The 21,721-nt window shown below is 48.0% G+C and carries 17 protein-coding genes and 1 pseudogene; 7 read left to right on the top strand and 11 right to left on the bottom strand.

Annotated elements, in window-relative coordinates; all coding sequences use genetic code 11:
* The 3 genes and pseudogenes from IEY53_RS25320 to IEY53_RS25310 all read right to left on the bottom strand — a co-directional run.
* Nucleotides 1–222: pseudogene (locus tag IEY53_RS25320) on the bottom strand (serine hydrolase domain-containing protein); the annotation flags it as partial.
* A gap of 61 nt (nucleotides 223–283) precedes the next feature.
* Nucleotides 284–841, bottom strand: coding sequence for a DUF1700 domain-containing protein (locus IEY53_RS25315; protein WP_189029935.1), 558 nt, complete (start codon nucleotides 839–841; stop codon nucleotides 284–286).
* Nucleotides 834–1,178 (bottom strand): PadR family transcriptional regulator, encoded by a 345-nt coding sequence (locus IEY53_RS25310; RefSeq protein WP_189029933.1) that lies wholly within the window; start codon nucleotides 1,176–1,178, stop codon nucleotides 834–836. The genes IEY53_RS25315 and IEY53_RS25310 overlap by 8 nt, the downstream gene beginning before the upstream one ends.
* Before the next feature lie 577 nt (nucleotides 1,179–1,755).
* On the opposite strand from IEY53_RS25310, the gene IEY53_RS25305 reads away from it, so the two are divergent.
* The 7 genes from IEY53_RS25305 to xerS all read left to right on the top strand — a co-directional run bounded on the left by IEY53_RS25305 (nucleotide 1,756) and on the right by xerS (nucleotide 9,013).
* Entirely contained in the window at nucleotides 1,756–2,157 is a 402-nt protein-coding gene (locus IEY53_RS25305; protein WP_189029931.1) for a GntR family transcriptional regulator, read from the top strand.
* Nucleotides 2,154–2,378, top strand: a complete 225-nt coding sequence (locus IEY53_RS25300; RefSeq protein ID WP_189029929.1) for a hypothetical protein — start codon at nucleotides 2,154–2,156, stop codon at nucleotides 2,376–2,378. The genes IEY53_RS25305 and IEY53_RS25300 overlap by 4 nt, the downstream gene beginning before the upstream one ends.
* A gap of 43 nt (nucleotides 2,379–2,421) precedes the next feature.
* Nucleotides 2,422–3,252: a DUF1648 domain-containing protein gene (locus tag IEY53_RS25295; protein ID WP_189029927.1), complete on the top strand. Its 831-nt coding sequence runs from the start codon at nucleotides 2,422–2,424 to the stop codon at nucleotides 3,250–3,252.
* 28 nt (nucleotides 3,253–3,280) lie between these two features.
* Nucleotides 3,281–5,431, top strand: a complete 2,151-nt coding sequence (locus IEY53_RS25290) for a serine hydrolase domain-containing protein (protein ID WP_189029925.1) — start codon at nucleotides 3,281–3,283, stop codon at nucleotides 5,429–5,431.
* A gap of 650 nt (nucleotides 5,432–6,081) precedes the next feature.
* Nucleotides 6,082–6,360: an HAD family hydrolase gene (locus tag IEY53_RS36170; protein ID WP_189029923.1), complete on the top strand. Its 279-nt coding sequence runs from the start codon at nucleotides 6,082–6,084 to the stop codon at nucleotides 6,358–6,360.
* 239 nt (nucleotides 6,361–6,599) lie between these two features.
* Complete coding sequence (locus IEY53_RS25280) at nucleotides 6,600–7,409, top strand: nucleotidyltransferase domain-containing protein (protein ID WP_189029922.1); 810 nt, start codon at nucleotides 6,600–6,602, stop codon at nucleotides 7,407–7,409.
* A gap of 533 nt (nucleotides 7,410–7,942) precedes the next feature.
* Nucleotides 7,943–9,013: a tyrosine recombinase XerS gene (xerS, locus tag IEY53_RS25275; RefSeq protein ID WP_189029920.1), complete on the top strand. Its 1,071-nt coding sequence runs from the start codon at nucleotides 7,943–7,945 to the stop codon at nucleotides 9,011–9,013.
* A gap of 563 nt (nucleotides 9,014–9,576) precedes the next feature.
* On the opposite strand, the gene IEY53_RS25270 is transcribed toward xerS, so the two are convergent.
* The 8 genes from IEY53_RS25270 to IEY53_RS25235 form a co-directional block, all read right to left on the bottom strand.
* The gene (locus IEY53_RS25270; protein WP_229696347.1) at nucleotides 9,577–10,593 is read right to left on the bottom strand and encodes a glycoside hydrolase family protein; all 1,017 of its coding nucleotides are present in this window, start codon (nucleotides 10,591–10,593) and stop codon (nucleotides 9,577–9,579) included.
* Nucleotides 10,594–10,753: 160 nt separating this feature from the next.
* Complete coding sequence (locus IEY53_RS25265) at nucleotides 10,754–13,048, bottom strand: chondroitinase-B domain-containing protein (protein WP_189029918.1); 2,295 nt, start codon at nucleotides 13,046–13,048, stop codon at nucleotides 10,754–10,756.
* Between the two features lie 142 nt (nucleotides 13,049–13,190).
* Nucleotides 13,191–14,321: a glycoside hydrolase family 88 protein gene (locus IEY53_RS25260; RefSeq protein ID WP_189029917.1), complete on the bottom strand. Its 1,131-nt coding sequence runs from the start codon at nucleotides 14,319–14,321 to the stop codon at nucleotides 13,191–13,193.
* Between the two features lie 21 nt (nucleotides 14,322–14,342).
* Nucleotides 14,343–15,218 (bottom strand): carbohydrate ABC transporter permease, encoded by an 876-nt coding sequence (locus tag IEY53_RS25255; protein ID WP_189029916.1) that lies wholly within the window; start codon nucleotides 15,216–15,218, stop codon nucleotides 14,343–14,345.
* A gap of 15 nt (nucleotides 15,219–15,233) precedes the next feature.
* On the bottom strand, nucleotides 15,234–16,187 hold the full coding sequence (locus tag IEY53_RS25250) for an ABC transporter permease (protein WP_189029915.1): 954 nt from the start codon (nucleotides 16,185–16,187) through the stop codon (nucleotides 15,234–15,236).
* 104 nt (nucleotides 16,188–16,291) lie between these two features.
* Nucleotides 16,292–17,962 carry a type 2 periplasmic-binding domain-containing protein gene (locus IEY53_RS25245; RefSeq protein ID WP_189029914.1) on the bottom strand — a complete coding sequence of 557 codons (1,671 nt, stop codon included), beginning with the start codon at nucleotides 17,960–17,962 and terminating at the stop codon, nucleotides 16,292–16,294.
* A gap of 174 nt (nucleotides 17,963–18,136) precedes the next feature.
* On the bottom strand, nucleotides 18,137–20,491 hold the full coding sequence (locus tag IEY53_RS25240; protein ID WP_189029913.1) for an AraC family transcriptional regulator: 2,355 nt from the start codon (nucleotides 20,489–20,491) through the stop codon (nucleotides 18,137–18,139).
* A 21-nt stretch (nucleotides 20,492–20,512) separates the two neighbouring features.
* Nucleotides 20,513–21,694: a polysaccharide lyase 6 family protein gene (locus IEY53_RS25235; RefSeq protein ID WP_189029912.1), complete on the bottom strand. Its 1,182-nt coding sequence runs from the start codon at nucleotides 21,692–21,694 to the stop codon at nucleotides 20,513–20,515.
* Between the last annotated feature and the right edge of the window lie 27 nt (nucleotides 21,695–21,721).

Below are 21,721 nucleotides of genomic sequence, written 5' to 3'. Positions count from 1 at the left end.
CTCAGAAGTTTTAGCAAGTATCCCCGGGAATCCAAGTTGCAATGTATCCCGCATGGCTTGTTTTACGGAATTATGATCCCGTTGAGTTTTTGTTTGTAACGAACTAGATACATTTTGAATGGGCTCTGCTTTAACAATTGAGGTTGACGATGTGTATAGCAGGGAACTTCCAGTTATTAGAAGGGCCAGACTTGCAAATGTAATTTGACTACGTATTTTCATAAGGCATTTCTCCTCTATTAATATAGTATAGGTGGCCGCAAGGCCCGGTTCTTTTTATTAATTACAATGTTTTCTTTGTCTGACTAATTGCGTGTATGTATTTAATTGTAAGTTTCCATAACACTCTCCCCAACAAAAACATCAACACACCAGTCACAATAGAAATGGGCAAGAACTGTACTGGGCGCTCTGCTGTAAATCCTCCCATTTCGATTGTTATTCCGGCAATATCATATCCCATAAGATACCCGGCAAATTTAATAATTCCGCCTATTGGAGAAATCACTCCACCAATCATTAAAGCAATGGAAAGAGTACTGATAAAAGGCAAAAGAATCATACCGCTGACGCCTGCAAAACTTCTACAAAATGCAAATACAGCGCCGAATTTACGCCAACTAAATGAATTGTTTTTTGAAATGGACTCACCCAAGTATGCTTTTGCTAATTCTTTTGGGTTTCCTAACCGTTCGATGATTTGCTCAGAAGATAATCCGTTATTTTGCAATTCTAGCATTACACTTTTGATTTCTTTTACAATGTCAAGACGCTCAGAAGAGGACATAGATTTCAAATACTTTTCAATTTTTACAAGATAGTCATTCATAATTTTATCCATGATTTAAGGCTCCTTTAATTTCTGATATAGCTGTTAATAAATTATCCCACTCTAAGGACATAGCGTTTAAGTAGTCGTTTCCTTTTTCTGTAATGGTATAATATTTTCTCGGTGGTAAGCCCTCTGTACTTTCTTGCCAAGATGAAGAAATATATTCTCCTTTCAATAATCTTCTAAGCAGAGGATAAATTGTATTTTCTTTTGCAGCAACAATAGGATACTCCTCTAACACACTTATGATTTCATACCCATAATATGGTCGTTGCTTTATTAGCAATAGAATACAAAACTCGAGTGATCCTCGCTTAATTTGTGATTTCCAATCTTCGACATCCATGTATTGTACCTCCTGACACATACATCGTACAACACAGTACCCCTAATAGCAATAGTACATCAGAAATTTTATTCAACATAAGCAAACTCATATGACTCTTTAGTTCAGACCTTTAAGAACATTAATAACCATACTAAGCAAGATGGAAGAATTTACATCTGGTTCTTGCGTAGTAATATCATATGTGTTATATATGTAATATAACAAACAAATGAATGAGGAGGTTGCTTTGATATGGAACGGTTTCGACATTTCAAAATCGCGCATGGTTAATGATTGCCTGCGCAATGGCCGGCGCGGCTAATGCCCTATTCGCTCGAAGTACTTCCGAAGGCCGAGAATCCGGCGATGTCGCATCAGCAGGATGTGATCTTGCTAACGGCGGCTCAGGTTTACCAGAACGGCATCCTTGGCTTCTTGGCCGCATGGGGCGGGTTGGCGCTGGCGAGCCGCTTCGGATTGGATGCGCCGTTACTCCGTTATTGGATCTACGGCATCGGCCGACTTGCTTGTGCAGGGCATAATCGGCTCCCTCGCTTCCTGAAGACACGCAGCAACTGCCATAAGGAGAGATATCATGTTCATAGAGCTCGATCTGCAATCGGAAACCCCGATTTACGCACAACTGGTTGACCAAATCGTCGAAGGGATCGCCTCCGGTGCCTTGCAGCCTGGGGACCCGCTTCCGTCGATCCGGAGCTTGGCGGAGGACTTGGGGATTAATCTCCATACCGTCAACAAAGCCTACAATTTGCTTAAGCAGGAGGGCTTACTTCAAGTACACCGGAAAAAGGGCGTTATCGTTCAGCCTGACGGAATGCCCGGCCTGACTGAGGCGTTCGAGGAGCAGCTCCGGCGGCAGCTGCGGTCTCTAGCGGCGGCAGCTGCGGTACGAGGCATGACGGAAGAGGCATTCGCGCAGGAGAGCAGGTCGGTGTACCGAAATACCATTACAAATCGCGGAGGGGAACAGCGTTGACTGTACTAGAGACGATCATGATATCCAGCTTTTATTTGTTTATCGCATTGATAATCAACATACAGGCCTATCTTGGCTTGCGGACCCTGCTGTTCGGCATCACGCTGCCGGCGGAGGCTCTGCAGGATACGGCCGTCCGAGGCATTCGCCAGAATTTACGTTTTGCTCACCGGCGGTTTTGCGGTCGTCATCGGAGTAGCTTGCTTTTTAATTACGCGTAGTCAAACGACGAGTCGGAGTATTCTGTATTGGGCGGCAGCCATCTTGCTTTTAATAGTTGTGTCGGTATTCGCCATCCGGATCAGCCGGATGTCCGCGCAACACTTGAAGGCGGCCAGAGGCTGGCAGGTTGACGTGGAGACGAAGCGCGCAGCAAGCCTCGCGGCCGGCCGGACGCATAGTCCGGTCCTGGGCTCTTGGTGGTATGCGGCGCATATCGCCGTGATGGCGCTATGCATCTTCTTTGCCGTTGCGAGATGGAACGCAATTCCTCAGCAGATCGCGGTGCATATAGGGCCGGACGGCTTTCCGGATCATTACATTTACAAATCCGTAGGGACCGTATTCATGATGAACAGCGTGCAAGCGCTGATGATCCCGTTATTCGCCGGCTATAATCTGATGATCAGCCGTGCCAGGACATCGCTGGATCCTCAGGACCGGGAAGGTTCGTTACGGAAACAGTTGAAGCTCAAGAAAATCCATTCGATTACGGCTTGGGGCATTTCGCTGCTGGGGATTGCAAACTTAGGGTTGTTGCAAGCGGTAATCCTGTACGGCTGGAATCTCAATCTGCTCATCCGCTGCAACATCTCGTTCATGGCAGTGTTCTTCTTGACGCTGATCGGCGTCTTGCTTTACCTGCGGTTAAGAGGTCTTGATCAGCAAAGGGACATTCCGTCGCAGGAGGAGAGACACTGGAAGTGGCTCGGCAGTATTTACGCGAACCCCGAAGACCCGGCGTTGTTTGTTTTGGATAGATACGGATTCTTTTGGACGATCAATATGGCTAATCCGCTCGGTAAGTATATAGCCGCCGCGACGATAGCCGTTCCAGTAATCGCCATTCTCGTAGCTATTTTCAATTTTCGATAAATAAAGCAATCTCGGAAGGAGAGTTTAAATGATGAAAAGTCGATGGATAATGGGAGCTCTGCTAGCTTCGTGTCTGCTGCTAAGCTCATGGGACGACAATACAGCACTGGCACTGAATACATCTGAGGTGATCGAGTCAAGCGCTGTACCGTTAACCGTGCTAACGGCAGCAAAGGATATGCCTTCGAACAAGACTGTGAATACCTACGAAGTAACCAGGAAAGCTGCAAAGGAGAAGGCCGATCTCCTCACGAAAACTTACGGTACGAACAGCGTGCAATACGCCATTATCGATCATAGCAACATCGTCGTATCCGGCCAATCCGGCAAGAATGATGAGCAGGGACAGAAGCCGCTCACGAAAGACACGATGTACGGGATCGCCTCGACGAGTAAAATGTTTACCACGGTTGCCGTCATGCAGTTGGTCGACCAAGAGAAAATCGGTCTCGATACGCCGGTCGTCCAGTATATCCCCGACTTTACGATGAAGGATGAACGTTACAAGCAGATTACGCCGCGCATGCTGCTGAATCATTCTTCCGGTCTGAACGGATCGTCGCTGACGAACGCCGTTTTATTCGAAGATAACGATACTTACGCCCATGACACACTGCTGAGGCAATTGGCCGGTCAGACCTTGAAGGCGGACCCGGGTGCATATTCGGTTTACTGCAATGACGGATTTACGCTGGCCGAGATACTGGTCGAACGAGTCAGCGGCATGGACTTTACCTCTTATATCCATCGATATATTACGGAACCTCTGGGTATGACCAATACGAAGACGCCGCTCGATTCTCCGAACATAGCGAAGATGGCGGGACTCTATTATCCTACCTACGCAGGGCAACTCCCCAATGAGACAAGCAACGTGATCGGAGCAGGAGGCATTTATTCCACGGCGGAAGATTTGGCCCGATTCTCGCAAATTTTCACGGGGGAAGCGGAAGAAGTCTTGTCCGGTAAATCGGCTGCGGCCATGGAGCAAGATGAGTACAAGACGCCTTTGTGGCCTGACGATGAGGGCAGCTCATTTGATTACGGATACGGTCTCGGCTGGGACAACGTCAATCTGTATCCCTTCAGCGAATACGGGATGAAGGCGCTGACCAAAGGCGGGGACACTCTCTATCACTCGTCGCTCGTTGTGCTTCCCGAACAGGGCATGGCGGCAGCTGTTATCACTTCCGGGGGGAGCAGCACGATCGACCGGATGCTGGCGAACCAAATCCTGCTTCAGGCGCTGAAGGAGAAAGGGACAATTGCCGAATTCAAGCCTGAGAAGTCATACGGCGCGCCGGTAAAGGCTGACATGCCAGAGTCTGTGCTGCAGTATTCGGGAATCTATGGCGCGACCAGTACAACGATGAAAATCGATATTACCGAAGACGGCGTCATGACCATCACTTCGGAGCAGCTGCCCGATAATCCGGCCCAGATCTTCGAGTATTCGGCGGATGGCACGTTCCGGAGTGCGGATGGGAATACGTTGCTTAGCTTCGTGACGGAAGAGAACGGCCGCACCTACTTATGGATACGTCAATACGCTTCATTGCCGGGTCTTGGCCAAATGTCTACATCAGTGTACAACGCCGAGAAGCTCCAGGCCCAAGATCTTCCGGCAGAGACTAAAGAAGCATGGATTAAGCGTGACGGCAAGAAGTATTATCTGCTGAATGAGAAGTATACGTCGTTCGTTTATTTGGTGGTGCCGCCCATCCAATTGAATGTGTCGAAACAATTGCCGGGGTACGCGTTGGATAAGCGAATAACAGGCCCGAATACGGCCATCTCCGAATTGCAAATTCCGGGAATGAGCGGGCGGGATCTCTCAGGCTATACATTCTTTACTCAGGACGGTGTTGAGTACCTGGATCTTGGTGGAAGCATCTTAGTGAACGAGGACGCTGTGAAGCCTATCTATATCGCTAAGAAGTCAATTGTTACGATTCCGCCCGGCGGATACGCCCGATGGTATACGATAAGCGACAAAGATGTGGGCAAGACCGTTAAGGTGAGCATGTCCTCGAACGCCTCCTTCGCCGTTTATAATGCGAAGGGAACATGCATCTACTTCAGTGTCATTGGAGGCAAGGATAAGATCGAACTGCCCGCGGGAGGATCGATTGTTTTCGCCGGAGATGCCGGCACGAAGTTCGAGATTTCCGCACAGTAACGTCGCAATAGGCATTTCATAACTGGCCAATATACAGTAAGAAAAGTTGGATGAATTTCAGCTGAAAACATCCATAAAAAGTGCCTTGATTCATTCCAATGGGTGAACATTCAACTACGGGTACGATAGCACAATAAACCGCCTTTTACTAAGGCGGTTTTCTTATGGTCAAGTATCAACGCTAGTTGAATCAATAGTCTAGAAGCTCCAATACATTGAAAGCATATACTCTGCAGCTAAGGATGCTGGTTACATATCTCGGGGATATAGATACTTCTGAGGTAATTCTCAATCTGCTAAAGGAATATCTAGCTAAGAAGTCAGAATATGGGGAGTTTTGAAATGACTATTAAAAAACCTGTACGTGGTATATTTTTTGACCTTGGTTGGACGATTTTTCGCCCTGCAACAGGTGATTGGAGACTAACCGTAAAAGCTTTAGAATATATAGATCCACAAATTCTATGGTCAATACCACAAGATAAACTTAATACAGCAATTTCAAAAGCAAACGAATACGTAAAAAATGAAATTTACAAAACTGAAGAGGAGGAGCTTGAAAGGTATACAAATTATTATAGAACAATTGCTGAAATGTTACTTGAGTTAATATTACAAAAGAACAATCTGAAATTATTGCATATGATAGAGTGTATAACGATTCTAATTACGTCTTTTTTGATAATACAAAAAAGACAATTGAAGGTCTTAAAGAAAAGTATAAGATTGGAGTTATTTCAGATACTGACCCATCAATCAAAAGGGTTCTTAAAAATGCAGGTATATATGATTATTTTGATAATATGGCACTTAGTTATGAGCTTGGAGAAAATAAACCAAGTCCCGGCATGTTTAGACACGCACTTGAGGCTATGAATTTGCCAGCAATAGAAACAGTATTTATCGATGATTATGAAAAAAAAACTTAGATGGTGCATCAACTTTGGGTATACAATCAATATTAACCCTTTCAAGACCAAACTCTCAAGAAAGCACAAAATATCTAAGCATTAAAAAGCTATCCGATTTATTGTTATATTTATAAATTTATCGCAATATGAGAATAAATCCATTGATCTTACGTAATTCCGCTAACGAGGAAGTATACCACATAATTCCAAGACCAGGAAAAAAACTGAAAATAGAAATTCATAATGGAGCGATCTTAATGTTGATCCAATCATTTGATGACGAAACACTTGAGCGAACCTTGTCCATATTTGTCGATGATATCCGAGTCATTCTTAAAAAGTTGCGAAGCATTTACCTTTACGGTTCGGCCATCCACAATGATTTATCCCCGGGATACGGGGATTTGGATTTTCTCGTCGTAATTGGAGAGGACCTTAGCCAAAATGAAATCGAATGTCTAAACAAACTAAGATCCAATTATAGATCATCCCTTCTTAGAAGATCCGTCGATAGTCAGATCCCCAATCTCTACACCGATATGCTCGAGGGTGCCTTTCTTACGATTAATATGCTGAGTGGGGAAAAGGGCAGTGGCTTGTGGTGGGGAACAAAGCGCGAATCCATCTGGACGGAAAATCAATTAGACCTGTTCACCCAGTACACGATCAAGGAGCAGAGTATCTTGTTGTATGGTGAGTCCCATCTAGACAATATTCCATCGTACTCGAGGGAAGAGTTGATTAGCTTTTTTAAGGAATATGCTAAGTGCATGCGGAAGTTTGGCAAGGGGAATAGCCTGCATTCCGTTGACTGGCTCCTGTTAGCTACCAAATTTATAGCATGGTGGAAGGAAGGTGTCATCCTGTCTAAAAGCCAAGCAGCAGATTGGGGGCTTTTACATCTTAGTGGCGGATGGAAAGAGAATTTGAAGAGATGCAAGAAGCTAAGGAAGGATCCATCTATGGTAACACGTCTAGAGTATTCCGAATGGCTGCGTAATTTGGAGCCAGCCATTATTGAAGCATCACATGATCTCGACAGAGCTCTTGAAACAACTATTCACTAAAGTAGGCGTCTGTATGAGGCTGATTAGAATGCGGGCACGCTGGTACGATCCAGGCATGGCACGTTTCATTGGCGAAATACGTTTAAAGGTGAACTGAGCGATCTGCTGAATTTAAATTTGTACTCTTATGTGAGCAACAATCCGTTGAAGTATGTGGACCCCAGTGGGCATCGAAAAACGCACAAACCTTGTGGGTTTCCCACGGGGTTTCTTTATATTGAAACATAAAGGCGTACTGGTAAGCGACTGGCTATAAGGATATAGTTAACCCTGCATTAGATGTAACTAAGCAATCAATGATACTGCACAGTATATCCAGAAAAGATCTTGCAAAATATCTCTGGAATATTGAGCCTTTGATGCATACATTAAAAAGCATGACTAGTATTAAGCTCGAAAAGGGTTTTTCCTCAGACAAAAAGAGAGATGAGTTTTTTGAATTAAAACAATACCAAATATATAATTACGTAAAATAATAATTTGACGAATAAATAGTAATGAGATATATTGGATTCACGGAGGTTCATACATATATGGATAAACAGATGAAAATGCACTACATGCAACGAATTGATGAGAAACTGTCTGATTTGCCTTGGTATGTTACAGAATATATTGATAGCAAAAAACGCAAGTTATCTCCAACGACACTTCTTAATTATTGCCATGATTACATTATCTTTTTTGATTGGCTTATCGCTGAGAATATAACTTCATCAATCCGGAAAGAAATACACTTAGAAACACTGGAGCGATTAACCATTCGTGAAGTGGAGAACTTTTTGTCATTTCTGGATTATCAGCTTGGGAACAAAAAGCTTACGATTAATCGTAAATTATCCTCGCTAAAATCTTTGTTTGATTACCTTCAGAACAAGGCTGAGACCAGTGACCTGAAGCCTTATATTCAACGAAATGTAATGGCCAAAATGGATTTGAATGCCGTAAAAGAAAGCCAAGAAACCATTGCAAACCGTATTGAAGGAAAGATCCTTAGAGAAGATGACTTTGAATTGTTCAGACAATTTGTAGCCTATGATTTTGGAGAAAAGCATAAAGACAATAAACGGATCTTTACGTTTCATCAATTTAACCGTGAACGTGACACTGCGATTGTTTCGTTGATATTGGGTTCTGGGCTTAGATTATCCGAGGTTGCAGGCATTAATATGGATGACCTAGATATGAATAAAGCTATAGTCCGAGTGATACGCAAAGGTGATAAAGAACAATACGTTTACTTTAGCAAACAAGCTTTAATGGATTTAGAAAGTTATCTGCAGATCAGAGAATCTAGATATTTACCAGAAAAAAATGAAAGCTATTTATTCATTGCAGCTCCTGTAGGCCGTAAAGGAAAAAGCCGGCGTTTGACTGGGCGCTCAATTGAAAAGCTGATTGAAAAATATGCGACTGGGTTTGGAAAACCATCTTTAACAGTACATTCGCTTAGACACTCCTTTGCAACTCGATATCATCTCGAAAATAACGATGTACCCAGATTAAAGAATCAATTAGGGCATTCATCTATTCAAACAACAATGATTTATACTCACTTAACAGACGAAGAGATGCGTAATGCTGTAAATAACATGGATCGATAAACCCACGTTGCAACGGGTTTATTCTTATACATACTCACAAAACCCGTATTTTGTACATATGTCTACTTCAATGTCTCCATACGCTAAAATCCATTTCCATACATACCGACAAACTTGTCCATGTGTGTATGACCTCGGCATTCGTATTTGTCATCCGACATTTGTATATATTGTTACACATTATACGCCCCTGTTTTCCTGGATAAAAATAATAAGTTGTCTGAAATAAAAAACCACCCGATTTTAGTATGCAAGGTGGCTAGTTTAAACAATTTTTAATCTGATTTGATATTCTTACGTAAGTCGGACTATCATATCAAGTGTTTAGTGCTTGAACAGTCTGATTCAATCAGAAAAGCCATGATTATTTTAAATATTTCCCTGTGAAAGAATGTTTCGCTTAAATGAATTGTATAGGTTTCGCCTCAAATATAATTTGGCCACCCCTGCTGCCGCCATCAGGCCCATGTCGATAATCCAATCTGCCACAGCGGTTATACGTCATCGTCGCATAGCGCTCGCTTGACGCCACGTAGTTGATCATCGAAAAGTCCCCCTGTGAATCATTGCTTCAAAGGTATAACCATGTTCCACGTATCGGAAGCGTCCTTAAAACCATCACTGCCGTCCGAGACGGCCGCGAACAAATGAGTCGGCTTGCCGTTCTGGAACAACAGGAACGGCCGCTCCAGATTGCCCATCGTCTGCACCGTGCCGTCATCCCAACGCACCGTCCGGGAATAGCCTTGCGGCTGCCCATGCAAGTTCCATTTCAGCCCGTCCGGCGACTCGGCGTAGATGCCGCCGTATTTTTCTCCGCATAGATGCCCTTCCATATCTTTGGCGATCAAATTGTATCCTTCGTTTGTTTGCCAGATGAAAGGGTCTTCGATATGGAACGACTCTGGAGGAAACACCGGCTCGTCACTCAGCACCCGGTATAGCCCCTCGTAGTGATCCGCATACGCAACGCCAATCGTCATGCCGCCATGCAGGTTGCCTTCGTAGTGACGTGCCTTGTAGATCAGCAGCACGGAACTGTCCTCCCTGACACACGGAGCCGGATTGGAGGTCAGAAAGCTATCGAATCGGCCGGGACGTGTTGGCAATATCGGTTCGTCCGCTCTGCGCCACGGGCCCAAAACGCTGTCCGCTATAGCCAGACCTACCCGTTTGTTCGCCCGCGCCACGATGCATTGAGGATCGGTTAACCCGAAATTCCCGGGCGGCTCTGGATCGCTTTGCGGATGGGTCGAACCCGTATAATAAAGCAAATATTTGTTGTTGTGCTTGACGATATGGGGGTTGTGCGTGCAGCGTCCGTCCCAATATTCCGCTCCCCTCGCCGGAAGCGCCACCTCGCAGAATCGGTACGGTCCCTCGGGGGTATCCGAGTCTGCCCTGACAATCTCTGAAGCCGTCATCCAGCCGGGATGCATCGGCAGTGTCTTCGGCCAGCGCGAGGCAAACATATGGAATTTGCCGTCCTCGCCCTGCACGACGGAACCGCACCATACCCAATAACCTTCCATACGGAAGCCGCCGCCACGCGGAGCCGGCAACATTGTGCTAGTATGCATGTACAGTCACCTCGTTTTTTCCCGCTGCTCTATAATTGCTGTGAAACATGGTCTCCCATCCTTCCAAATGAAGTGAATAACAGGACTGCTCCATACATCAATGGATCGACATAGTCATGCCGGCGAACCAACCGCCGGCATGCTTGCACATATATCGATCCTAAGGCGTATTCAGCCCCACATCGTCGGCCGCTAGCGGTCGATTCAGTAGAGGCGCGCCGGAATATTCGTCCGCCCCCACATCTGCTGTCGCCCGCATTTGACCGTCCATATCCGCCAGCACGAACGCGTATGTCCCCACAGCTGCATCAATTGCCGGGCTGCTCGCGGACAGTTTCTGAATGCCGTTCACCGCAGTCAGCAGCGGATTGATATTTCGGATCTGCTCCAAGCTGCGCGATATGTTGCTAATAGTGCTGCCAAACCCGATGTTGCCTTGGAACAGCGTATTCGTTGTCGCCGCCTCGTAATAAAGCGTGCCGGTGCTGTTGTATACGATATTGTTCGCCACGACGGAATCCTGCGGAGCATACGCTTTGCCCGAGCCGATGACGATACCGGTTTTACTGTTTACAATCGTATTGTTGACGATAAGCGCCCGGTAAACTTTCCATTGTTTGCGCAATTCTTCGACCGTCGGACTTGGAGGGGAGCCTCCAGTACCGCCGTCGAAGTCGCCGTTAGGCAAGTAGATTGCTTCGCCAGTCAAATTCTCAAAGTAGTTGTTATAAATCTTATGGTCATTGCCGAACATCCGGATGCCTTCCTGATCCGACTCCACGCCGTCCCCGAGGAAGAAGTTTCCATATACGCTGTTGTTATGGCCATGCCGCAGCGTCAGGCTGCCCTTGGACGTGCGGAATGTATTGAAGCGCACCGAATTGCTGCTGCTCTTGACCGATACGATTTCCGGCTCTCCATCGCAATTCTGAAATACATTGTATTGTATCGTATTATAGCCGTGGGAGAGCGTAAGACCCGACAAGCCGAGACGAATTGTCTCTTTGCCGTTAGCTACCCATGGGCCTACATCATGGAAATAGTTGTATTCGATAATATCGTATTGCGAAATTTGCCCTGAGCCATCCTGTCCTTCGTAAGCGATCAGCGGTTCGGTGTCGCTCTTCGGTCCGAAGTCGTTCCGGTCAATGCGGTTATGATGGCTGTTCGTGCCCCGCACTTGCAGCCACATCAGGCCGCTCCCCGAGCTTGGAAGCGCAAACGTATTACGGGTCAGTCGCGCATGGTGCGAGCCTTCCAACACCACTGCGCCATTGCTTGTGTTCGTAAACTTTAATCCGTCCAGCACCACATGCGAGGAGTTCTCGACGCGGAAGCCTGACGCTCCCGAGATGATAGCCTGACCGCGGTTTTTCGCTTTAATGACGATTGGCGCGTTGGCAGTGCCGTTTTTGTTCTGAACAGCAAACGGGCTTGTACGCGAATACGTGCCGTTTGCCAACACAATCGTTTTACCCGCCGTAGCGGTTGCAAGCTCGGCAGCCAACTGCGTGGAAGTGCTAACTTCGACAACCGTCCCTTCGCTACCGCTGCCGCTTGAATCGCTACCATAAATTTCGACCTCGGCAAAGCTGTTCCAGGCGTTCACCGAGTTGCCGTGGCCAACAATACGAACGTAGCGGACGGGGGCAACATCGGCAAAATCAAACGTCTGCAAGCTGTTGCTCAGACTGCTGACCGCTCCCGAAAGCACTGTACTGAAGTTGTAGCCATCATATGAAGTCTGGATATCAAAAGCGAAAGTTCGCTCCGCCCCGTTTGTGAAGGCGATCTTCACGTATTCCACCCGCTTGCTCGATCCAAGGTCGTATTGGACCCACTCCCCCTCGCTACTCGCTGACCAGCGCGTGTTAAGATCGCCGTCGATTGTATACGCGACGATATTGCCGTCATCTCCGCTGGCCATAAGTTGTGGCACGGTAATCGCCAACTTGCTTGCGCCTGGCGGAGATCCGCTAGCGGTGCCGTAGAGTTCAACTTCAGAATAGCTATTCCACAGGTTGGAGGAATTGCCGTGCCCAACGATCCTCACATAGCGGGTAGAATTGACATCCGGAAAATCGAACGTTTGCAGACCTTCCACAAGGCTGCTCACAACTCCGCTGCTGACGGTCGTAAAGGTGGAACCGTCCGTAGACGTCAAAATATCAAAAGTAGAAGTGCGGCTTGACCCATTCAGAAATGCAATTTTGATGAAAGACACTTTGCGATTTACGCCCAAATCGTACTGGATCCATTGCACGTCGCCATTCGCCGACCAACGTGTTAAGAAATCGCCGTCCACCGTGTTGGCTGGAACGTTGCCGTCATCTCCGCTCGCCGTCACGTCGGAGCTGCCAATTGTGAACTTCGTATCAGCCGCCCTCGCCGTTCCTGGCATTAACGCAACCAGCATACAGATCAGAATAATGCACGTCATACTTTTGGTTCCCATAATTCATTTTCATCCTTTCCATTATGAAATGATGGTTATTGAATCATTCCCTTCGTTCCGTCCGGCACCTCCTCTCAAGAATACGGAAGCCGGGAGGAGCTTCCTGTCCCCCCGGCTTCGTGATTACGGCCTTTGATCCCGCTTAAAAAACATGCTGGTTCCAGCCTTTGCTCTTCGCCAAAGCTTCAATATAATAGTAATCGCCGTAAATCAGCGATACGTTGATGTTGGTATTGACTGGCTTATGACCGGTTGCGCCGAGCAGGATGCCTTCATACTCCGGCTTGTAGAGCGAACTGTAGTTGTTCGACAGCGAGCGAAGAATGCGCGTGGCCGCGCGCTGATATAAAGCGGCTTCCTCAGGAGCCACCTGCGACGCGATATCGATCAAGCCAGATGCTGCGCAGCTCGCCGCCGAGGTGTCGCGCGGCTCGTCCGTCAAGTCGGTCGCCGCACGGAAGTCCCAATGCGGCACATCGTCTTCCGCCAACGCGCTGATGAAATAATGCGCCACCCCCTTCGCCGCATTCAAGTAACGCGCTTCTCCCGTATAGCGGTAAGCGCAGCTCATCCCGTAGAGCGCCCAAGCTTGGCCCCGCGACCAGGACGATTGCGGCGCGAAGCCCTGTCCGCCGTCATAACGCTCCACTTCGCCCGTCTCCGGATCGAAGATAACGATATGATGCACCGAGCCGTCGCCTCGGATGAATGAGCGAAGCACCATATCTGCATGGGCGACCGCAATATGCTTGAAGCGCGGATCATCGCTTTCTTCACTCGCCCAGAACAGAAGCGGCAAATTCATCATCGAATCGATGATCGACCAACCCGTCTGGTTGCGGGGCCAGGCTCGAATGAACTGTCCTGCCGGGTTGTACCTGCCCGCCAGATAGTTGGCGGCGAACAGCCCGCGCCGCCGAGCGTCCGGGTCGCCGGTCAGCTTGTAGCGGATAACCGATGTCGGCAGGAACTGAAAGCCGACATCGTGGTGGAAATGGTTGTCCCGCAAGTAACATTGCTCCATGCGTTCGTCCCAAGGCTCCGCCTCCTCCCGATAACGTTGCTCGCCGGTCATATCGTACAGAATCCACAGAATGCCCGGCCAGAAGCCCGAAATCCACTGATCCACTTTGATCTGGTCATATTTGCCCGCCGCCGAAACATGCGGCGCTTCTGTCCAGCCCGCTTCGATCATATGATCAACTTTAATCTTCACTTTATCCCACCAAGCCGTCAGCTCGGATGGTTTCAGTTTCACATTTTCATTGCTCATCTCTGAATTCCACCCCTTCTCCTAACCTTTAATGGCACCGATCAAGGCGCCTTTTACGAAATATTTTTGCAATAGCGGATAGACCAGAAAAATCGGAAGGGTCGCCACCATAATCGTGGCGTATTTCAATGTCTCGCCCAATATGATGATCTCATCCTGGGAGGCTCCTTCCGCCATGGAGTTTGCCTCGCCAATAATCAAAATTTCTCGCAGGATCAACTGCAACGGATACAGCGACCGATCCTGAAGGAAGATCATGGCGTTAAACCAGGAGTTCCAGTGGCTTACTCCGTAATACAGGCCTACCACTGCAAGCACGGGCTTGCATAGCGGCAGGAAGATGCGGAACAGAATGCCAAAGTCGTTGGCGCCGTCGATCTTGGCCGACTCTTCCAGCGCATCCGGCACTGCCTCGAACGATGTTCGCATGATAATGAGGTTAAATGCGCTTATTGCGGTAGGCAGGATCAGCGCCCACAGCGTGTCCGTAATGCCCAGCCCTCTGACCAGCAAGTAGAACGGAATTAATCCACCGTTGAAAAACATGGTAAACACGATAAACAACGTAAGCTGCTTGCGATATTGCAACGTTTTTCTGGACAAGGCGTATGCGGCAAAGGAAGTAAGCAGCAAATTGAGAGCCACGCCTACAATGACAATAAATAACGTGTTGCGGTAGCCGAGCAGGATCATCGGGTTGCTGAATACCGCCCCATATGTTTCAAGCGAGAAGCCCAGCGGCTTCCAAAGAATGCCCTTATGCGCCATCATCAGCGCTGGTTCGCTGAATGAAGCAAATGCCACGTATAGAATTGGGTACATTGTTGCAATCATGAGCGCGGTCAAAAACAGCGTATTGCAAACCCGGAATATATGTTCACCCAAGCTTACTCGCATTCGAACCCTCCTCCTCTACCACAAACCCGTATTGTTCAACTTCCGGCTTATCCAGTTGGAGCCGACAACAAGCGCGAAGTTAATCACGGAGTTGAACAATCCGACAGCGGAGCTGAAACTGAATTGAAAATCTTGAAGCCCGATCCGGTACACATAAGAGGAAATGACATCCGCTGTCACATAAGTGGTCGGGTTGTACAATAGAATAACTTTCTCGAAGCCAACGCTCATAATTCGGCCAATGTCCAGGATGAGCAATATAACGAAAACGGGGAGCAGACCGGGTAGAGTAACATGAAGCATCTGCTTCCAGCGTCCACCCCCGTCGATCTTGCAAGCTTCATATTGCTCGAGATCGATCGCAGACAGCGCGGCCAAATAAATAATTGTACCCCAGCCTATATGCTGCCATATATTCGACGAAACGAAGATTGTCCGGAAAAAAGACGGCTCCAGCAGCATCGTAACCCGCTCACCGCCGAAAAATGCGATAATATCGTTGATGACGCCGTCACTGCTCGTAAAATCCTTGATCATACCACAAATAATGACAAGCGAAATAAAATGCGGCAAATAAGTAATCGTCTGAACCGAACGCTTGAACAGCGCATTTTTCACCTCATTAAGCAACAAGGCGAGAATAAGCGGAGCGGGAAAACCGAAAATGAGATCGTACAAGCTAATCATCAGAGTGTTTTTAAACACCCGCCAAAAATACATCCCGCCAAAAAAGTCTTTGAAATGCTCCAGTCCTACCCACGCGCTGCCCCCAATTCCAAGCCGGGGGTTAAAATCCTTGAATGCAATAATCGAACCGTACATCGGGAAATAATGAAAAATAATGAAATATAACAAAACAGGAGTAAGCATCATGTACAAATATTTGTTCTTAACCATGTCTTTCGCGATATTAAGCGGCAGACGACCGGCATGCGTGACTTTGCTGCGTCCCAGCTTCAACTGAGCCATATCCTTCTCCTCCTATCCACATCCAGCATCATCGGCAGGGGATGGCTGCACCATTCCCTTGCCCCCACGGCAGCCTGCAGCCAGCCGTGGGACGATACATGGAGTTATCTGTTGTTGTAGCGATCCAAGGCGCCTTGATAGATGTCGATTACATCGCGAATCCCCATATCTTCCAGCTGCTTCACAAAGCTGTCGAACTTGTCGAGCGGCTCGTTGCCCATTACAAATTTGATGAACATTTCTTCCAGATACGTGTTGATTGCCGTCATCGTCTGCGCTACCTTCTTGCTCTCATCTACAGTAGGCGTAATGAACGCGGGCAAAATATGTTTCGCCGCATCGGTCTCCGACCAAATCTGGACCGCCTCGTCCTGTTGTGGGAACGTGTTGGTCGTTTTTTGCTCATGCATCGGAAATGGACCGTTCGGAACCGTATACTGAGCCAACATCTGCTGTGAAGTGTACTTATCGTTTTTTACGATCATATCGGTAAATTTCGGAACGCCGTTGTCCATCGTGTAGCTTTCGCCTTCAACGCCGAAGTTGTACATCATGGTTCCTTGCTCGCTAAATGCGAAGTCCAGCCATTTTACGATCGTTTCCAGGTCTTTCGCCGATGTCGTCACGGCCGCGCTTGCTTTCGGGTTATATTTGAAATCGCGCTGTCCTGTGAACGGTTTTTCGCCTGCTTTCAATACCGGATAAGGAGCCGCTACGAGATCAAAAGCCGGATTTTGGGCTTTGCCGGACTCCAGCCATTTGCCCATGCCGCCGCCCAGCAGGAAAATAGTCGCGCCGGACTCGCCGTTCAGAAGCCGCTTATCCAGCGTGTCGCGCTCGACGATCGGGAAGTCTTTATCAATCAGCCCTTCGGAATACCACTGGCGGAACAACGTCATAACATCCTTGTATTGCGGATCTAACGGGCCGTATTTCACTTTGCCTTGGTCGTCAATATAGAAGCCGTGCGACGTTTTGTATGCGCCGAAGAACGCGTCCTGCAAATTCATTTTGTTCGCATATAGCGCCGTCAGCGGTGCTACGGCGCCTTTTTTCTCTTTGAACGCCGTCAGAACCTTATGCCAATCGTCTATCGTTACAGGCAATTGCAGCCCTAGCTCATCCAACCAATCTTTGCGCAGCATAGGTCCGCGGAAGACTAATCCTTCCGCGTTGCGCACCATCGGGAAGACGTAATATTGTCCACTATCTGTTTTTACCATTTTATCAAGCTCCGGATTAGCTTCCAGCATCTTCTTCAGGTTAGGCGCATATTGGTCGATCAAATCGTTTAGCGGTACGATAACCCCGTCTGAAATCGCCTTCTCCGGTCCACCCGGATAAATACTCCAGTCGTACTCCAGCACATCCGGCAGCTTGCTGGAAGCCAGCAACAAATTAAACTGCTCTTCAGCTTGACCGTCGGTCGGGTGGATGTAGTTCACTTTCACACCGGTAGCTTCTGCAATCGCCTTCCCGATCGGTGCTTCCGCCAGATTCGTTGTAAATGTAATCAGGTTTCCGTTGATTGGAGCCCAGTACGAGAAAGTATCTTTCGTATCCAGCGGATACACCGGCTTATCCGATCCCTCGTTGCCTTTGCTTACGCCTTCGCCGCTCTTATTGCTGACGGCGCTTTGAGTCGGCTCTGTCTTATCCTTGTTCCCGGAGCCTCCATTACTGGAGCATGCTGTTAACAACAATGAAAGTACCAATACGATCCCCAGTGTGAGCTGCAGCCTTTTACAAGTCTTGCCGTTGCGATTTTTCGCCATTGAGCCCCTCCGTTCTTTTCGTCTCGATTGAGTTGGTTTGAATACGCTTTCAACATAACGTAAATCCGGTGCCGCAAGCCATCGTTAAAACCTAAAATATACTGCAATTTCTCAAAAATGAGGGTAACAAAAGCGCATGTTTGCCACTTTTTCTTGAAAAGAAAAGCCCGAGAGCTACTTGACTTCCCTGTAGCGCCCGGGCGTTATCCCTTCAAATTTTTTGAATATGCGGTGGAAGGTATTCACATCGTTGTAACCAACCTTCAGCGATATTTCGCTGACCGTATATTTCCCGCCGCTAAGCAGCAATTTGGCCTGCACCAGTCGCGTCTTGTTAATATAATCGAGCAGAGATTCGCCGGCAATATCCTTGAACAGTTTGGAAACATACGACGGCGTCATGGAGAAGGCCTCCCCGATCATCGAAATGTTTAGGTTCTCGTCCTGATAATACTCGTTGACATATTTCATGACTTTATCGATTAGCGGATTGCTGCAGTATTCGCGGTTATTATTAACGTAGCCGCACAGAAGCTCTAGCATATCGTAAAGCTGGCTGCGCATCTCCCCTACCGTCTGGCATTGCATCAGGCGTTCGATGGCGCGCACTCCGTCAGGCATATCCGGCTTGCCCGCGATGCGGATTTCACCGATTACTTTTTGCAGCGTAGCCATTAAATCGAACATGAGACATTTGGCTGTATGAAAAGGAAACGGCTCCGTCGTCACATTTTTCTGAATGATCTCCCCGACGAACGCTTTCGCCTTATCAAGCTGCCCTTCGCGAACCATAACGATCAATTGCTGCTCGGCCTTGAGCGGATAAAAATAACCACCTGGAGCAGCCCCTGGGTTGTCGTTGCCGCCCAGGTCCCCATAATGAATAATGCCCCCGCTGCCTGCAATGATACGGTATTCCATCGCCTCGATCGCTTCCTGGAACGCCTGGAAGATGCCATATTCGCCCTCCTGTTGCGCGCTGATGGCAGCGGTCAACTGGACATGGGCATGATTGGAGATGAACGACATCGTTTCTTCCGCGATGTGCCTCAGCTCCCCCCGCTGCTCCGCCGGCGATGCAAGCTGATGGTTGACGATGCAGGCGAGCAACTCCTGGTCCAGCTCTACCGCATAGGCGTTTACTGACTTTCGCGCGACCTCCTCGACCACGTTGGCGATCAGGAAGTGCAGCAACCGCTTGTTATGGACCTGATCCTCATCCTTCCGATGGAACTTGCCGAAATGCTCGATGCGCAGCAAAATAACAGAAAATCCGCCCAGCGGGAAACGCAGATCATAGGCTGAGAACGATTCGTGCAACGGGATATGGCTGTCGAGTTGCCCCTTCAGCAGCCGCTGCAAAAAGTGCGATCTGAGTGTATTGTTATGCTGATTCAGCTTGTAATGAAGCTCCTCCTTCTCATGGAAGGTGCTGCTCAGCGCCTGCTCCAGAAAGGAGTATTCATTGGAGCCGCGATCAAAGGTAAAACCCGCCTTGAACGACAAGCTCTGGATCAGCGCATGGATCGGCAGGTAGTTCCGCTTGAGGAGCCAATACGTCACGCCACCGCCAACAATAAGGCAAAGCAAGATGCTGGCGATCGTCAATTGCTCTACCACGTTCATCTTCTGGTGATATACGTTCGCCGGTAGCGTCATCACATATTTCCATCCCGTAATGGACGAGGTTGTGTAGGATGCAACAAGCCGGCGGCCGGCAGTCTCGATCTCAAGTTGTCCCGATTCTTCCGGCATATCGCCGTATAGTAGAGCAGGTTCCGACAGCGACTCGCCCGTAGACGCAATGAACCGGTTATCTTCATCCAGAATAAAGATCGTACCTTTCTCAGGCGCCGAAGCTTGCTCCAGCAGCTTGCTGCGGTCAATCATGAACAGCAAGACAGCTCCAGGTTGATTCATGATTGTTGAGTTCACATTTTGGGCATACATGACCGTAGGCCGCCACTCATTCTCTTCAGACACAACAACGGAGTGGTAGCCTTTAATGTACCATTGGTCAAAATATTCTCGAAACGACTGGAACGGCATATGCTCTTCAAGGCGAATATGGTCGTATAACGCTTCGATGTTCATACGGTTGTTGCGGGCGATGACCGTATCGCTATTTTTGTAGTAAATATAAATGCCTTCAAGAAAATCGTTAGCGATTTCGTATACGCGCAAATCATTAGCGATTTGGTATATATCGTAGTGGTCCGAATCAGACAGATTGGTATCGGCCGAAATAAATGCTGCGATTCGCCTGTTGAGGCTCACCTCGAGGCTTAGACTCTCGATTCCTTTGAACTGGCTATCTATGGCTTGCTCCATCTGAAGAAGAATAGATTGGTTGGCACGGTTAATTTCAGCCTTTACAACGTTCAGCGTCGCGCCGTATATAACGCCGCTGATCAGAATGGGCACGAGCAGCACCGAGACGTAGGAAAGCATCCAGGTCAGGAATACGCTGCGATTTTTATGCCGGAGCTGCTTCAGATAGATTGTCCACCGGTTTCGAGTTTGGGCCATAGGTTCTCCTCCATGTTAGCTTTAGTCGGAGTCGGGACCGACGTCAATTCTTGTCAGAATAGCCGGACAACGAATATCCGCGACATCCGCTTTATAATTGTTAATACAAACCGCCGGAGACGGCCGGTATTCATAGATGGCCGGCTGCTCCTTGCCGCATATTCGATTGTAAGCGATTACGCATTGCTCCGGCGCATAAGGAATCCGCTTGCCGAGCGTAATGCCGTGACGACAATTGACAATCGTATTATTCACTACACTGGCGCGATAGACGCGCCAATGTTTCCTCAGTTCCTCCTGCGTCGGCGCCTCGGGATAGCCGTCCGGTCCGCCATCGTAGTTGCCTCCGTCAATGAGCAGCGCATCCAACGTCAAGTTTTCCATATAATTATCAAAAATGTAATGGTCGTTGCCGTAAATGCGAAATCCGCCCATTTCTTCCTTCACGCCATCGCCGATAAATACATTATTATGAAAGCGATTTCCATGTCCGTGACGCGCTGTCACTTGGCCGGCGGAGTTAAGGAATGTGTTGTACCGAACTGTATTATAGCAGCTTTTTACCGAAATAATCTCGGGCTCTCCGTCGCAATTTTCAAACAGGTTGTGTTGAATTGTAATATAGCCGTTCGAGAGAGAGATGCCGGACAGGCCGAGCCGGATCGCTTCAAGCCCATTGACGACACGCGGGCCTATATGATGAAAATAATTATATTCAATGACATCATGCTGTGAGATTTGTTCACCGTCGCCATCAAAAATAACGAGCGGTCCGAGGTCGGCCTTTGGCCCGAACTCGTTGCGTTCGATCCGGTTCCAGCCGCTGCCGCTTCCCATCACAGACAGCAGGCTATACTCCGTCCCAACCTGTCGCGGCTCAAATCTATTCCGCGCAATCCTCACATGCCGCGAACCGTCCAGAATGATAGATTCGCGCTGCTCGACCTGGAAATGCAGCCCCCACACCTCTACATAAGCAGAGTTCAAGATCCGTATACTTGATTCTCCAGCTATCGTCGCTTTTCCTTTATTTATAGCGCGAATGCTTAATATTGCGGTGTCCGATCCCACTTTGCCTTCAATAATATAGTCTTCATTCCGGTCGTAAACGCCGTCTGCCAACAAGATCGAAGAACCAGGTTCTGCGCGGCCAATGGCTGCCGCCAACTCGTCGCTACTCGATACCCAATAAATAGTAGTCATTTTCCCACCTGCTTCCTATAGAATAGG

Origin of the sequence: Paenibacillus albidus (assembly GCF_014644435.1) — a bacterium.
Lineage (GTDB): Bacteria > Bacillota > Bacilli > Paenibacillales > Paenibacillaceae > Paenibacillus_AQ > Paenibacillus_AQ albidus.
This window is presented reverse-complemented; position numbering and strand designations above follow the sequence as displayed.